Here is a 14,720-nt window from a genome sequence, read left to right on the forward strand (position 1 = left end):
GGCGCGGGGGTGTCGGCGTCCTCACCCCCGCGCCACTCCCGCGCCACCGGCTCAGTCGAGCGCGAGCCCCGCGGCCGGCGCGACCCGGGCCGCCTTCCGGGCGGGCAGCACGCAGGCGGCCAGCCCGGCGAGCGCGGCGACGAGGGCGACGCCCCCGACCTGCAGCACCGGCACGGTCAGCGCGGCGTCGTCCACGACGCCGGCGATCAGCACCTGCACGCCGACCCACGCGAAGACCAGCCCGAGCGCCACGCCCATCGCGGTCGCGACGGCCGAGAGCAGCAGGCCCTCGGTCGCCATCGCCCGGCGCAGCTGCCGGCGGGTCAGCCCCATCGCCCGCAGCAGGGCGTTCTCCCGGCCGCGCTCGAGCACGGACAGGCCGAGCGTGTTGGCGATGCCGACCAGCGCGATGACGATCGCGATCGCCAGCAGGCCGACCACCGCGCCGGTGAGGACGTCGACCTGCAGGACGCCCCACGCCCGCTGGGAGTAGCCGCCATCGAGCCCGGCGCCCGACGCCCCGGCCAGCGCCGCCAGGTCGCCGCGGAGGTCCTCGGCGTCGGCCCCGTCGGCGGCGCGCACCCACAGCGCGGTCACCTGCGTCTCGGGGGCGAGCGCCGCCAGCGTGGTGGCCGAGACGACGCCGGCGCGGCCCCAGCCGTTGGCCGGCTGCACGTCGAGGGTGCGCTCGCGCCCCGCGACGGTGACCACGACCTCGTGGTCGTCCCACACCCGGTCGCCCAGCCGGCGCGGCAGCTCGTCGATGACGTCGTAGGGCAGCAGCAGCACGCCGTCGCGGGGGCTGAGGTCGTCGGGGCCGCGGACGGCGCCCACCCGGCCCGCCGTGCCGACGATCGGCACCTCGACGCCGCCGATGGTGGCGGTGGTGCCGTCGAGGGCGTCCACCGACGCCACGTCCGGCAGCGCCTCGGCGCGCGCCGCCAGGTCCGCCGCGAGCGGCTGGTCGACCGCCGTCACCGTGGCGTCGAGCGGGTAGTCGCGGTCCAGCTCCCCGTCGAGCCCGGCCCGTGACGACGCGAGGCCGGTCAGGACGGCGGTGGTGAGGGTGACGCCGACCAGGAGGGACGCGGCCGTGGTCGCCGTACGCCGCGGGTTGCGCACCGCGTTGCCGGTCGCCAGCCGCCGGACCGGCCCGTCGCCGGCGAGGCGGCCCACGACCCGGATCAGCCGCGGCACGAGCACCGGCCCGAGCAGCAGCACCCCGAGGAAGGTGACCGTCCCGCCGGCGAGCATCACGGGCAGGGTGGTGGTGGCGACCGCGACGGCCAGCAGGCCCGTGCCGCCCACGAGGCACAGCGTCGCGAGCGCCAGCCGGACGCGGCCGGCGGCCGAGCGGACGTCGACGCCGGTGTCGGGGCGCAGCGCCGCCAGCGGGGCGACCCGGGTCGCGGCACGCGTCGGGAGCCACGCGGCGAGCAGCGTCACCACGACCCCGACCGCGAAGCCGCCCCCGGTCCACAGCGGGTCGAGCGAGGCCGGCCCCATGTCGGAGAACCAGCGGCGGACGAGGGCGACCAGCCCGGCGCCGACGACCGCTCCGGCGACCACGCCGGCGGCCGACGCGACCAGGCCGAGGACGAGCGCCTCGAGCCGGACCGCGCGCCGCAGCTGGCGGCGGGTCACCCCGACGCAGCGCAGCAGCGCGAAGTCGCGCTGGCGCTGGGCGAAGAGGATCGCGAACGTGTTGGCGATGACCATCACCCCGACGAACAGCGCGATCGCGACGAACATCAGCGCCATGACCGAGAGCACGTCGACCCCGCGGGTGATCTCGGCCTGGCGCGCGGCCACCCACGCGTCGGCGTCCTCGACGCTCGCGTCGGGGGCGACGGCCTCGGCCTGCGCGGCGGTGCCGCCCCAGGCGACGGCGTCGATCCACAGCGAGCCGCGCAGCCGGCGCAGGTCCTGCCACGGGACGTAGAGCGAGGCGCCGAGGGCCGGCGGGCTGTCGACGGTGCCGACGACCTCGACGTCCGTGGCCGCGGCGCCGGAGCCGACGCGCAGCACGTCGCCGATCTCGACGCCGCTGCTCTTGGCCTTGTTGACGTCGGCCAGCGCCTCGCCGGGAGCGGTCGGGAAGCGGCCCGCCTCGAGGTCCTGCCACTGCAGGTCGGGGTCGAGGGACGCCTCGGCGACGTCCGCGGACGCCGTCAGCTGGACGCCGTCGCGGGTGACCTGCTCCATCGCGTAGCCCAGCCCGAGCGCGGGCACACCGTCCTCGGCGGCCCGGTCGAGCAGCCGCTGCGCCTGCCGCTGGTTGACGAGGGTCACCACGCGGTCGACCGCGGCGACGGGTGCACCGACGTCGGCGGTGAGGCCGGCACGGGTGGCTCCGGTGAGCATCCCGGTGACCACGACGAAGGCGACGCCGATGACGACGGCTAGCGCGGCGGCGACGTAGCGCCGGGTGTGGTGGCGCAGCGAGGCCAGCAGAACGGCGCGCATCAGGCGCCCCGTCCACGCAGCGCGGCGACGAGCTCGTCCTGGCCCGGCTCGGTGAGGTGGGCGGTGACGGAGCCGTCGTGGATGACGACGACGTCGTCGGCGTAGGCCGCCGCGTCGAGCTCGTGGGTGACCATCACGACGGTCATCCCGAGCTCGCGCACCGAGCGGCGCAGGTGGCCGAGGACCTCGGCGCTGGCCTCGCTGTCGAGGTTGCCGGTCGGCTCGTCGGCGAAGACGATGTCGGGCCGGGTGACCAGCGCGCGGGCGATGGCGACGCGCTGCTGCTGGCCGCCCGAGAGCTGGCTGGGCAGGTGTCCGAGGCGGTCCGCGAGGCCGAGCACGCCGACGACCTCGTCGTAGCGCTCGCGGTCGACGTCGCGCCCGGCGAGCTCGAGGGGGAGCACGATGTTCTGGCCCGCGGTGAGCATCGGCAGCAGGTTGAAGGCCTGGAAGACGAAGCCGATGTGCTCGCGGCGGAACAGCGTGAGCGCGGTGTCGTCGAGGCCGGACAGGTCGCGCCCGGCCACCGAGACGGAGCCGGAGGTGGCGGCGTCGAGCCCGGCCAGGCAGTGCATGAGGGTCGACTTGCCGGACCCGCTCGGGCCCATGATCGCGGTGAACCGGCCGGCGGGGACGTCGAGGTCGACGCCGCGCAGCGCGTGGACGGCGCTGTCGCCGCTGCCGTAGGTGCGGGTGAGGCCGCGGGCGGAGGCGGCCGTACGGGTCTGGAGAGGTGTCGTGGTCATGGGGACAACGCTCGTCGTCGGCGGCTCCCGGGGCGTCGGCCCGCAGCACGGACCCGGCGTACGGCCGTGGGGTGACTGGGCGCGACGGCGTACGACCGGGGGAGGACGGCTAGGTGTCGCACCTCATGAGGTTGTTGACACGGGCGACGTCCGGGTCTGGCCGATGTCCGGTCGACGGCAGAGTGGGAGACCGCTGTGCTCCCCCAGGGCGGGTGCAGCCCCCTTCAGCGCATGTGCGGCGGATGTGGCCCTGCATCGGCAGGCGGATTCAGGCGGTGGTCGCAACACCAGGCGGTTCGGACTCTCCGGACAGTAGCGCGTCGAGGGTTTCGGCAGGAGTGCGCCACTTCAGGGTCTTGCGTGGTCGGCGGTTCAGTTGAGCGGCGATGTTGTCGAGCATCCCGGGGCCGTAGAAACTCAGGTCGGCACCCTTGGGCAGGTACTGACGCAGCAGCCCGTTGGTGTTCTCGTTGCTGCCTCGCTGCCAGGGCGAGTGTGGGTCGCAGAAGTAGATGTCGAGTCCGGTCGCCTCGGCGATCTGGACGTGGTTGGCCATCTCGCTGCCCTGGTCCCAGGTCAGCGAGACTCGCAGCTGCTCAGGCAGCGTCGCCATCTTCGCGACCATCGCTTCCTGCACGATGTCGGCGCTGTGGCCACCAGGCAGGTGGAGCAGCATCACGAACCGGGTTGTCCGTTCGACCAGCGTGCCCACCGCCGACCCCGACTGGGCCGAGCCGAGGATCAGGTCGCCTTCCCAGTGCCCGGGCACAGCGCGGTCCTCGACCTCGGCGGGGCGTTCGCTGATCATCACCATCTCGGCGAACCGTTCGCGCCGCTGGTCACTCTTGCGGTGGGGCTTGCGTACGGTCCTGCCGGTGCGCAGGTGCTTGGCCAGCTCGCGCTTGAGCGCACCGCGGCTCTGGACGTAGAGCGACTGGTAGATCGTCTCGTGCGACACCCACATCTCCGGATCGTCGGGGAAGTCCTCGCGCAGTCGTCGGGCGATCTGCTCGGGACTGTGGTCATCGACCAGTCTGGACTGCACCTCGTCGCGCAGCCGGTCGTTGGTCGCCAGCCGCGCCTGTTTCGGGCGCAGAGCCTGGCGATCGGCATCGGCCTGTGCCGTCGATGCCCGGTACTCCAGCCGACGTCGGGCGGGGCGTTTGCCATGGTGCTGGACGCGTCGCAGCTCGCGACTGATCGTCGAGGGCGAGCGATCGAGCTCTCGGGCGATCTCTCGCACTCCCGCACCGCGCACGCGTAGCAGCGCGATCTCCTCGCGCTCGGCGAACGACAAGCTCCTCGAGCGACGACCCGAGCCGATCGGGGGCATCACGCCGCCACGCTCGTTGAACCACCTGTTGCCCGTCCTGCGCGTCACATTCACAGCCACCGCAGCATCTTCGTGCGACGAACCTCGACGAATCTCAGCCCAGAACCGGGCAACCGTCTCGGCCGGCGGTCTCGGCCGCCCTCCACGTGCCTGCATACCAACACCTCGATAATCAGGTGTTGCGATCACCCACTGAACCCAAGGCACCTTCGAGGGCGACAACCGCCGCACGTGCGGCGCCGGTGCAGCAGCCTCGTACACGTGTCCGAGATCTTGCCCTCGAGCTGCTGGGCGAAGGGCGACAAGTCAGACACGTGTGCCCGAACGGGCAGCACGCGACCCTTCACGTACGGACCTGCTGCGATCCGAACGCCCGCTCATGCCGATGAGCGGTCGTCGACGTGACTATCGCCCGGCGGCCACCTCGGCGGCCACCCGCGCGGACTCTGCCGCCATGTCGCCGCTGACCCGTCGCGCCGAGATGTCCCTCGCCAGCGCCTCCACCACTTCGTCATGGAACGCGAGGAAGTAGTGGTTGAGGCGGTCCCACGTGGCGTCAGAGTGGTAGTCGTGGACTGAGTTGATTCGACGGTGCTCTTCGAGCCATGGCGAGTCGTGGACGACGTGGGCCTCGTAGAACGAGAGACCCCTTCCCCAGAACGGGTGCCCGTGCAGAACCTCATCGTTTGGATGCCCCATCCGGATGTTCGAGCAGCCCTCGAAGCGGATCTCGATGACGTGCTCGCCCTCACCCGTTGCCAGAGACTCGTAGCAGAGCACGATCGCGCTGCGAGCACCCGCAACGAGCATCGGCAACGGCGCACCGGCGTCCCACTTCAGGCCCAGATCGAGGACTTCCACCTGGGCTCGATGCTTCATGGCCACAGGGTTCCACGGATACGGGGCGCGTCACGCGGATACCGCTCCTATGCCGCGATCAGGTCGCCCGAACATGCCGAGTTTCCCTACTTGGTGCCACGGCTGGGCCATCATGGCTGGATGACCGCTTCCTGGCTGGGGGAATGGCCAGACCACAACTGGCAGGCGTGGGACTACACCGTCAGTCACGCCCAACTGCATCTCCGAGGGGTACCCCACGACGACGCCAGCGGTCCGTGCATCGAGTTGCTGTTCAAGCCCGTGTACCGACTTGCCACCTCCACGATGAGTTGGTCCGGACTCCGGCTTGGCCTTCGGCGGGTCACGCCAGAGGGACAGGGTGTCTTCTTCCTCGTGAGCACGGACTCGTTCGGCCGTCATTCCGGCCACGGCGTCATCAGGGCAGGCTCTGCCCACGCGGCAAAGGCTGGTCTGCGGTACTCAGAGTCTGTCTTCGACAGGGACGTCGAGTGGCAGACGCTCTGGTCCAGTGCTGTGTGACGGGCGCACGCACCTGCCGCGACCTGTGCGCCAGCTCATGCCGATGTCCGGACGCCCGCGTACGGTGCTGCCATCTGCGGTGAGGGTGAGGGGAGGTAGCCGTTGTGGGTGAGGAGACGAAGGTCCGTCATGACGCCATCTCACCAACGCGGTTACTCATCGGGGCTGGTCTGATGGGCGGCTTCTACCTCGCTCTGCCCTGGTTGATGTTCGGCGGCGCGTCCGTGAGCGGTTGGCTTCTCCTCGGCTCCGCGCTGGTGGGTGCTGCGGTCGGTGCGTCGCTGGGCGCCATGGAGTCCAGGCGACCTGCGAGGCGCCGCCGAGCGCGTAGGCTGGCAGGGTCTACCGGCGCATTCGTGGTCGGAACCACGGGGAGTGCGCTGCTTCTTGGTCGGTTCCTCGACGCGTCAAGCGTTCCGTGGATCCTTCTGGGAATGGTCGCCCTCACCACCGGAGCAGCGGCTCGCGCAAGGGTGGCGCCGGAACAGGCAAGCTCCCGGTAGGCGCACGCAACAATCTCTCCCGGGTTGCATGGACGCACCGGCGGGATTGCCTCCCAGCGCTTCTCCCACCTTGCGGTGGAACCCGTCCTTTGCTCCTGCCTGCCGGGATGGCCACGATTGCCCTACGCACTCCCAACGCCCGGATCTGCCGCGATCAGCTCGAGCTCATTGCGGCAGATCCGGACGTTACTGCGACGCTCGGCCGTCGGTGACGAGGTCGAGCCATGTGGCCGCCTCGCGGGCGGCTTGTTCGATCGAGTCCACCTCAGCGATCAGCCCACTGGGCGGCCCAATGGACATCCCGGTCTCGCGCCCTCGGATGCCGTCATCCCAGTTGAGGTAGGCGGGACTCCGCCCGGCGACCAGTTCGGTTCCATCAAAATCGACGCGCCACGTCGCCAACATCTGGCCGTCGACGATGTCGTCGTACGACACAGTCATCCACAGCGAGCCGTCAGCGTCGGCGTGGTACCAGTCCTGTGCCCCCGGGATGAGTTCCGCGAGACGCTTGAAGAAGGCCACCTCGTCAGGGGTCGGTGCTGCATCACGCATGAGGGGCAGTGTTGCAGCGGTGTCGACGCGCGTCCGGACATCGGCATGAGCGGATGTCGTCAGGTGGCTGAGGCCATGAAGGCGGCCAGGATGTAGTTGGGGTGGCGGTCGAGGTTGTTGCGAGCTCGGTCGTAGCGCATGGTGGTGCGGGGGTCGGCGTGGCGGGCGGCGACCTGGACGTCGCGGAGGTCGACGCCGGCGTCGAGCATGGTGGTGACGAAGGTGTGGCGGAGCATGTGTGGGTGCATGCGGGCGGTGGTGACGTTCGCGGACCGGGCGAGTGCTCTGAGTCGTCGGGTGGCGGCGTGACGGTCCATGCGTTGCCCGCGGCGGTTGAGCAGTATGGGGCCGGCGACACGGTCTTCGATTGCTCGGTCGAGGGCGCGCCCGACTGCTGGCGGTAGCGGCACCAGGGCTGTCTTGTCACCTTTGCCGTGCACTCTGAGCACGCGGTGACCGCGTGCTTCGCCGAGGGCTTGGACGTCCGTGCCGGTGGCCTCGAACACGCGGAGGCCGAGCAGCCCGAGCATCGCGACGAGGGCAAAGTCGTTGGGGTTGGTGGAGTCGCGCCCGGCGGTGAGGATGGCCTCGAACTGGAGGTGGCTCAGACCGAGGGTTGGTGACTCGTGGGGGACGTGTGGGCGGCGCACGAACTCTGCGGGTGAGTGGTCGAGGATCTGGTCGATGACGCAAGTCCGGTAGAACGTCGCGAGCACCGACAGCCGGCGCGACACCGTCGAGGGACGAAGGTGCCGAATCTCCTGGAGCCATCGCAGGTAGAGCTCGACGTGGGCGCGCTTGGCTTGGAGCGGCATGACGTCTCGTTCGAGGCACCAGCGCAGATAGGCGTTGAGGTCGGAGGCGGTGTGGGCACGACTCTGTCCCTTGTAGCGCGCGAGGTGGGCGGCCACGGCGAGGCGCAGCATCGGGTCATCGACGTTCGTCAGAGCTGGGAGGGTATTGGTGTCCATCGCACTACGACGCACCTGAGACAACTGACCGTCAAACGCATCGGGCACACGCTTGATGCGTTGCTTGTGTGCACTCATCTGCCGATGAGCGGAAGGCTTGGGCTCGGTGCTTTTCACCGGGCCGTGCTGCGATGCTGTCGGGATGGAGCGCGACGAATGGGTCGAGATCGAATGGCTCGACGGGCCAGATGCGCGGCACCGAGACTGGGGTAGGTACCTGCGCGACAAGCACCCCGACCTGCGGGAACACCGCGACGAAGACTTCCGGATCGACGTTGTGTGCGGTCGCGACGGAGTTGATCGCGTGCGACTGATGAGGCGGCAAGAACCCACTGAACGACCGTCGAGGAAGAAGCCTCGGCGATGAACGCTGGGGTTTGCGCAACGTCCGCTCATGCCGCGATGGGTGCGTGACGGTGTCAGCAACGTCGTGAAGGAACACGGCTAGGGCGTGACGAGGCCGGACTCGTAGCCCAGCACGACGAGCTGGACCCGGTCGCGGGCGCCGGTCTTGGCGAGGATCCGGCCCACGTGGGTCTTGACGGTCGTCTCGGCGACGACGAGGTCGGCCGCGATCTCGGTGTTCGACAGCCCGCGGCTGATCAGCGTCAGCACCTCGACCTCGCGGTCGGTGAGCCCGGCGAGCCGGTCGTCGCGGGGAGCGGACGCGGCGGGGTCGGGGAGCGCGGCGAAGTGGTCGAGCAGCCGACGGGTGGTGCTCGGCGCGACCACGGCGTCGCCGGCGCGGACGGCGCGGATCGCGCCCAGCAGGTCGGGCGGTGCGGCGTCCTTGAGCAGGAACGCCGAGGCGCCGGCGCGGATCGCGGCGAAGGCGTACTCGTCGAGGTCGAAGGTGGTCAGCACGATCACCCGCGGCGGGTCGTCTGTCGCGAGCAGCCGGCGCGTGGTCTCGACGCCGTCGAGGCGCGGCATCCGAACGTCCATCAGCACCACGTCGGCGGTGGTGACGGCGAGCCGCTCGAGCGCCTCGCCGCCGTCGCCGGCCTCGCCGACGACCACCATGTCGTCCTGGCTGTCGACCAGCATCCGGAAGCCCGCGCGCACCATCTGCTGGTCGTCGACGAGGAAGACGCGGATCGGCCCGGTCGCGGAGTCGCTCACAGCGGCAGCCTCGCAGACACCGCGAACCCGCCACCGGTCGCGGGGCCGGCCTCGAGCGTGCCACCGTGGGCGTGCGCGCGCTCGCGCATGCCGACCAGGCCCAGCCCGCGGCCGTCGGAGCTGCTCGCCGCGCCGTGGCCGTCGTCGCGGACCTCGACCTCGAGGTCGCGCCCCACCGCCAGCCGGACGCTCACCCGGGCGTCGCGCCCGGCGTGCTTGCGGACGTTGGTCAGCGCCTCCTGCACGATCCGGTAGGCCGCGAGCCCGACCCCGTCGGGCACGTCCGGCAGGTCGTCGGGCAGGTCGGCCTCGACGCGCGTCCCGGACGCCCGGGCCTCCTCGACGAGGTGGCGCACGTCGCCCAGCGTGGGCTGCGGCGCCAGGCCCGTGTCGCCCTCGCGGAGCAGCCCCAGCAGCCTGCGCATCTCGGTCAGGGACTCGCGGCCGGTCTCGGCGATGGTGCCCAGCGTCTCGACGGCGACCCCCGGCTCCCGGGCGGCGGCGTAGCGCGCGCCGTCGGCCTGCACGACGATCACGGACAGGCCGTGGGCGACCACGTCGTGCATCTCGCGCGCGATCCGCGAGCGCTCGTCGCGGGCGGCCAGCTCGATCTCGCGCTCGGCCATCCGCTCGGCCTGCTCGGCGCGGGCGACCAGCGAGGAGACGTAGCGCTCGCGCTCCTGCGCGGCCGCCCCGAGCGCCCACGCGGCGGTGACGATCGCGCCGATGCTGATGACGTACGGGACGAGGGTGCCGGGCGTGAGGTCCGAGCCGAAGCCCGTCAGCCACCGGCTCGAGGCGACGACCGCCCCGGCGTAGCCGACGAGGAGCGCGGTGGCGCCCTGCCAGCGCGGCGCCCAGCGGGCGGCGGAGTAGACCGCGACGGGGAAGGCCAGCTGACCCGTGGTCGGCGTCTCGACCACGACGGCCTGGAGCGCGCTGAGCGCGGCGACGGCGAGGAAGACGGTGAACGGGCGGCTGCGGCGCCACAGGAGCGGGAGCACCTCGAGCGCCGCGAGGACCATCGAGGCGGGCTGCCCGGACAGGAAGTGGCCGGCCGCGAGCAGCAGCAGCGCGAGCACCAGGAGGCGGTCGAGCCAGGTCCGTGCGCGCGGCCCGAGCCGCCACGGTCGCTGGTCCACGCTCGGCGCCCTGCTCGTCGGCATGGTGCGAACGGTAGACGGCCGGCGGCGGCGGTGCGTCCGCCCCGGGGAGGACGCCCGTCGTCCCCGAGTAGGGTGCGAGCCATGAACAAGTGGGAATACCAGGTGGCGCCGATTCCGCTCCACAACGAGGCGCTGATGCTCAACAACTTCGGCCAGGACGGCTGGGAGCTGGTCACCATCCAGACCAACGCGCAGGGCGGCCTGATCGCCTTCCTCAAGCGCCCCCAGGGAGCCTGAGATGGGTGCGGAGGCACGCCTGGCCGAGCTGGGCATCACCGTCCCCGAGGTGGTCCCGCCGGTCGCCGCCTACCAGCCCACCGCCCGCACCGGGAACCTCGTCTTCACCGCCGGCCAGCTGCCCGCGCGCGACGGCGAGATGATCGCCGTCGGCAAGGTCGGCGGCGAGGTGACCGAGGAGCAGGGCTACGAGTGCGCCCGCCAGTGCGCGCTCAACGCGCTCGCCGCGGTCAAGGCCGAGATCGGCTCGCTCGACGACGTCAAGCGCGTGGTCAAGGTCGTCGTCTTCGTCGCCTCCACGCCCGACTTCACCGGCCAGCCGAAGGTCGCCAACGGCGCCTCGGAGCTGCTCGGCGAGGTGTTCGGCGAGGCCGGCAAGCACGCGCGCTCCGCCGTCGGCGTGCCGGTGCTCCCGCTCGACGTGCCCGTCGAGGTCGAGATCATCGTCGAGGTCTGAGCCGGCGGTGGCCAGCATGGAGCGGCTCCCGCTGCCCGACAGGCTCGTCGCCCAGGCCAGGGCCTACGCCGAGGGCTCGGCGTCCCCGGCCGAGCCTCGCGACGCGGCCACGGTCGTCCTGCTGCGCCCCGGCGCGGCCGGGCCGGACGTCTACCTGCTGCGCCGGCAGACCTCGATGGCGTTCGCCGGGGGCATGTGCGTGTTCCCCGGCGGCGGCGTGGACCCGCGCGACTACGCCTCGGCGGTGACCGGGGACGAGCTCGTCGACCGCGGCCTGTGGGCCGGGCCGTCGCCGGCCGCGTGGGCGGCGCGGCTCGGCGTCGACGAGCCGAGGGCGCGGGCGCTGGTCTGCGCGGCCGTCCGCGAGACCTTCGAGGAGTCGGGCGTCCTGCTCGCTGGTGCCGGGCCCGACGAGGTGGTCGCCGACACGACCGGCGACGACTGGGAGGCGGACCGGGTCGCGCTCGAGTCGCGCGAGCTGTCGCTGACCGCGTTCCTCGAGCGCCGCTCCCTGGTGCTGCGCACCGACCTGCTCGGCGCGTGGTCGGGCTGGCTGACGCCGGTCTTCGAGCCGCGCCGCTACCGCACCTGGTTCTTCGTCGCGGCCCTGCCCGAGGGCCAGGTCACCCGTGACGTGTCGAGCGAGTCGTCGTCGGTGGCGTGGCTGCCGGCCGCCGAGGCCGTCGCTCAGGTCGAGCGGGAGGAGATCCTGATGCTGCCGCCGACCTGGCTGACCTGCCTCGACGTCGCCCAGCACCCCGGTCCCGACGCGGTGCTGGCCGCCGCGCAGGGGCGTACGGTCGAGATGTTCATGCCCGAGGTGGTCGCCGACGGCGAGGAGTTCATCCTCTCCACGCCGCCGTTCTACACCGACCTGATGGCGCGGCGATGAGCGGTGACGGGGGCTGGGCCGGGGGCTCGTTCGGCGCGACCGGCACGTGCGTGCTGGCGCCCAACGCGAACATGATGACCCTCGACGGCACCAACACGTGGGTGCTGCGCGACCCCGGCTCGACGCGCTCGGTCGTCGTCGACCCCGGCCCGTCGATCGCCGCCCACCTCGACGCGATCGACGCCGCCGCCGGCGACGTCTCGGTCGTGCTGCTGACCCACCACCACGCCGACCACAGCGAGGCCGCGCGGGAGTACGCCGAGCGCCACGGCTGCGGCGTACGCGCCCTCGACCCGGCCCACCGCCTCGGCGGGGAGGGCCTCGGCGAGGGCGACGTGGTCAGCGTCGGCGGCCTCGAGGTGCACGTCGTCGCCACCCCAGGCCACACGGCCGACTCGCTGTCCTTCGTCGTGCCGCAGGACCGCGCGGTGCTCACCGGCGACACCGTGCTCGGCCGCGGCACCACGGTCGTCGCGCACCCCGACGGCCGGCTCGGGGCCTACCTCTCCTCGCTGCAGCGGCTGCACGCGCTCTGCGGCGCCGAGGGGATCACGACCGTCTGGCCCGGCCACGGGCCGGTGATCGACGACGCGCTCGGCGCCCTCGAGGTCTACCTCGCCCACCGCGAGCAGCGCCTCGAGCAGGTCCGGCAGGCGGTGTGCGACCTCCGCGACGGCGGCCCGGTCGGGTCCGACGACCTGCCGCGCGCGGTGGTCGAGGTCGTCTACGCCGACGTCGACCCGGTGCTCTGGGGCGCCGCCGAGCTCTCGGTGCGGGCGCAGCTGGCCTACCTCGAGGATCTCTGACCCGTCGCCCGGCGGCCCCACAGCAGGCTCCCGAGCGCGACCACCAGCGCGACGTTGACCGGCACCGCCACGGCGGCGACGTCGCCGATGTGCGCGACCGGCCAGGCGAGCGTCGCCATCAGCACGAGCGCCCCCTGCCAGCGGTGGCCCAGGCGTTCGAGCGCGACGGCGACCAGCACCAGCGACAGCGGGAAGAACAGCCCGAGCGGCTTGATGAGGTTGGCGGCACCCGGCTGGTCGACGAGCGGCACGTCACCGAGGGACATGTGGATGGTGTCGAAGCCGTAGGCGAGGTTGCCGCCCGCACCGAGGACGCCGGTGAGGACGATCCACGCGGCCAGGCGCGAGGTCCGCGGCAGCCACGCGGCCACGGCGAGGACGACGAGGGCGTAGCCGAGCGCCCCGAGGACGTGGAGGACGCCGGCGGAGGCGTCGTCCCAGCCGCGCACGGCGTACGTCGTGTCGGCGGCCAGGTAGACGAGCGGCGCCACGGCGAGCGAGCCGTCGAGCAGGCGGCTGGTCGGGGTGGGGCCCGCGTCGAGGCCGGGTGCGGTGCTGGCGGTGGTGGTCGTGGTCATGGCCCCACGCTGCTCGCGGGCCCGTCCGGGCGGTACGGGGACAACCCTGGAAGGCAGGTCCAGGGACAACCCTGTGCCGTCCGGCGGCCCGCGGTGCCACGATGTCGCCATGACAGGCGGGCGACCCCGGGCACCGCAGGGACTCGCGCCCCTGCTGGTGGTGAGCGGGACGGTCCTGCTCGTCACGTGGGGGATGGCGCAGGGCGTGTGGCTCACCAACCTGCACAACGGCCTGCTCGCGCTGGCCTTCGTGCTGGTCGGCGCCCACGTCCTGCGCCACCGGCCGGGGCACCGCGAGGGGGTGCTGCTGCTCGCGGCGGGGGCCGTCCAGGGCGTGCTGTTCTGGGGGCGTCAGGTCGGCCACGCCGGCGACCCGGACCGCGCCGGCGTGCAGTGGGCGGCCTGGCTCGGCGTGTGGCCGATCGCGCTCGGCGTCGCGGTCGTGACGCTGGCGGTCGTGTGCTTCCCCGACGGGCGGCTGCCCGGCCCGCGGTGGCGACCGCTCGTGGCGGTCGTGGCCGCCGTGGCGGTGGCGTGCGCCGCGCTGTCGCTGCTCTGGCCGGTGGAGTACGCCGCGGCGGGGGTCACCGTCCCGCACCCGTTCGCCGGCGCCACCCCGGCCGCCGTCGGGTCGGTGTGGTCGGCGCTGGCCCACCCGGCCTACCTCGCGATGCAGGTGCTCTGGCCGGTGTCGATCGCCCTGCGCTGGCGGACGTCGACGGGCTGGGAGCGCCGCCAGCTCGCGTGGCTGCTGGTCGCCGCCGCCGGCGCCGCGCTGGTGCTGGCGGTCGGGCTCGTCGGGTGGCGCACGCCGACCCCGGGGCTGCTGGCGGCGACGCTGGTCCCGGTCGTGGCCGGCCTCGCCGTGGTGCACGGCCGGCACGCGCGACGTACGCCGCGCTGAGCTGGCTGTCGCGCCGCGAGGCGGGAGCGGCCGACCTCCCCACCGACCTCGCGCGCGCCACCTCCGAGGCGCTCGCCGCGCCGGCCGCGGTCTGGCTCGGCACGAGCGACGCGGTGCGGGCCGTCGGCGTGTGGCCGCCGTCCGACGACGACCCTGCCCCGCTCGCGGTCGGCGCGCTGCCGCCGTGGTCATGGCGGATCGACCTCGACGGGGATCGGACGGGTGCGCTGACCGTGGACCGCAGCGGGCCGCTGTCGGCGACGGACGCGCGGCTGCTCGACGACCTCGCCGCGCAGGCCGGGCTCGTCCTGCGCCACGTCACGCTCGGCGAGCTCGTCGAGCGGGAGCGCCGCGCCGGGCACCTCGACGGCCTCACCCCGCGCGAGCAGGAGGTCCTCGAGCTGATGGCCGCCGGACTGTCCAACGCCGCGATCTGCGAGCGGCTGCACCTGTCGGTGAAGACCGTGGAGCCGGTCGTCGGCTCGGTCTTCGCCAAGCTCCGGCTCCACCAGCAGCCCGACACCAACCGCCGGGTGCTCGCCGTGCTGGCCTACCTGCGAGCCGGCGACACGGGGCTTGCGCCGGCGCCGCCACAGGAGTGAGGTGT

At 72.8% G+C, this 14,720-nt stretch carries 16 protein-coding genes; 7 read left to right on the top strand and 9 right to left on the bottom strand.

The genetic code is table 11. The features are described 5' to 3' along the window. Nucleotides 1-51 precede the first annotated feature (51 nt). The 4 genes from LN652_RS14760 to LN652_RS14775 all read right to left on the bottom strand — a co-directional run bounded on the left by LN652_RS14760 (nt 52) and on the right by LN652_RS14775 (nt 5,424). Nucleotides 52-2,466, bottom strand: coding sequence for an FtsX-like permease family protein (locus LN652_RS14760; protein WP_230441369.1), 2,415 nt, complete (start codon nt 2,464-2,466; stop codon nt 52-54). Next, nucleotides 2,466-3,212, bottom strand: coding sequence for an ABC transporter ATP-binding protein (locus LN652_RS14765; protein WP_230441370.1), 747 nt, complete (start codon nt 3,210-3,212; stop codon nt 2,466-2,468). The genes LN652_RS14760 and LN652_RS14765 overlap by 1 nt, the downstream gene beginning before the upstream one ends. 268 nt (nt 3,213-3,480) lie before the next feature. Beyond that, complete coding sequence (locus LN652_RS14770) at nt 3,481-4,701, bottom strand: IS30 family transposase (RefSeq protein ID WP_230441371.1); 1,221 nt, start codon at nt 4,699-4,701, stop codon at nt 3,481-3,483. A 249-nt stretch (nt 4,702-4,950) separates the two neighbouring features. Then, on the bottom strand, nt 4,951-5,424 hold the full coding sequence (locus LN652_RS14775; RefSeq protein ID WP_230441372.1) for a hypothetical protein: 474 nt from the start codon (nt 5,422-5,424) through the stop codon (nt 4,951-4,953). A gap of 120 nt (nt 5,425-5,544) precedes the next feature. On the opposite strand from LN652_RS14775, the gene LN652_RS14780 reads away from it, so the two are divergent. Then, complete coding sequence (locus LN652_RS14780; protein WP_230441373.1) at nt 5,545-5,925, top strand: hypothetical protein; 381 nt, start codon at nt 5,545-5,547, stop codon at nt 5,923-5,925. Nucleotides 5,926-6,614: 689 nt separating this feature from the next. Here the strand turns inward: LN652_RS14780 and LN652_RS14785 are convergent. From LN652_RS14785 to LN652_RS14800, 4 genes are all read right to left on the bottom strand, one after another. Further along, on the bottom strand, nt 6,615-6,980 hold the full coding sequence (locus LN652_RS14785; protein ID WP_230441374.1) for a hypothetical protein: 366 nt from the start codon (nt 6,978-6,980) through the stop codon (nt 6,615-6,617). A gap of 59 nt (nt 6,981-7,039) precedes the next feature. Next, nucleotides 7,040-8,029: a tyrosine-type recombinase/integrase gene (locus LN652_RS14790; protein WP_230441375.1), complete on the bottom strand. Its 990-nt coding sequence runs from the start codon at nt 8,027-8,029 to the stop codon at nt 7,040-7,042. A 366-nt stretch (nt 8,030-8,395) separates the two neighbouring features. Next, the gene (locus tag LN652_RS14795; protein WP_268932187.1) at nt 8,396-9,073 is read right to left on the bottom strand and encodes a response regulator; all 678 of its coding nucleotides are present in this window, start codon (nt 9,071-9,073) and stop codon (nt 8,396-8,398) included. Further along, nucleotides 9,070-10,239 carry a sensor histidine kinase gene (locus LN652_RS14800; RefSeq protein WP_230441376.1) on the bottom strand — a complete coding sequence of 390 codons (1,170 nt, stop codon included), beginning with the start codon at nt 10,237-10,239 and terminating at the stop codon, nt 9,070-9,072. Before LN652_RS14800 ends, LN652_RS14795 begins: the two co-directional genes overlap by 4 nt. Before the next feature lie 81 nt (nt 10,240-10,320). Here LN652_RS14800 and LN652_RS14805 point away from each other — a divergent pair, with 81 nt between their 5' ends. From LN652_RS14805 to LN652_RS14820, 4 genes are read left to right on the top strand one after another with little or no spacing between them, the layout of a single operon-like run. Further along, nucleotides 10,321-10,476 (top strand): DUF4177 domain-containing protein, encoded by a 156-nt coding sequence (locus LN652_RS14805; protein ID WP_230441377.1) that lies wholly within the window; start codon nt 10,321-10,323, stop codon nt 10,474-10,476. A gap of 1 nt (nt 10,477) precedes the next feature. Beyond that, entirely contained in the window at nt 10,478-10,933 is a 456-nt protein-coding gene (locus LN652_RS14810) for a RidA family protein (protein WP_211733907.1), read from the top strand. A gap of 16 nt (nt 10,934-10,949) precedes the next feature. Next, complete coding sequence (locus tag LN652_RS14815) at nt 10,950-11,825, top strand: NUDIX hydrolase (protein ID WP_230441378.1); 876 nt, start codon at nt 10,950-10,952, stop codon at nt 11,823-11,825. Then, complete coding sequence (locus LN652_RS14820) at nt 11,822-12,631, top strand: MBL fold metallo-hydrolase (RefSeq protein WP_230441379.1); 810 nt, start codon at nt 11,822-11,824, stop codon at nt 12,629-12,631. Before LN652_RS14815 ends, LN652_RS14820 begins: the two co-directional genes overlap by 4 nt. On the opposite strand, the gene LN652_RS14825 is transcribed toward LN652_RS14820, so the two are convergent. Continuing rightward, nucleotides 12,613-13,209, bottom strand: a complete 597-nt coding sequence (locus LN652_RS14825; protein ID WP_230441380.1) for a hypothetical protein — start codon at nt 13,207-13,209, stop codon at nt 12,613-12,615. The genes LN652_RS14820 and LN652_RS14825 overlap by 19 nt on opposite strands. A gap of 109 nt (nt 13,210-13,318) precedes the next feature. On the opposite strand from LN652_RS14825, the gene LN652_RS14830 reads away from it, so the two are divergent. Together LN652_RS14830 and LN652_RS14835 are read left to right on the top strand one after the other, a co-directional pair. Continuing rightward, nucleotides 13,319-14,113 carry a hypothetical protein gene (locus tag LN652_RS14830; RefSeq protein WP_230441381.1) on the top strand — a complete coding sequence of 265 codons (795 nt, stop codon included), beginning with the start codon at nt 13,319-13,321 and terminating at the stop codon, nt 14,111-14,113. After that, nucleotides 14,011-14,715: a helix-turn-helix transcriptional regulator gene (locus tag LN652_RS14835; RefSeq protein ID WP_230441382.1), complete on the top strand. Its 705-nt coding sequence runs from the start codon at nt 14,011-14,013 to the stop codon at nt 14,713-14,715. Before LN652_RS14830 ends, LN652_RS14835 begins: the two co-directional genes overlap by 103 nt. Nucleotides 14,716-14,720: the final 5 nt, after the last annotated feature.

It is taken from the genome of Nocardioides okcheonensis (assembly GCF_020991065.1).
GTDB classification, from domain to species: domain Bacteria; phylum Actinomycetota; class Actinomycetes; order Propionibacteriales; family Nocardioidaceae; genus Nocardioides; species Nocardioides okcheonensis.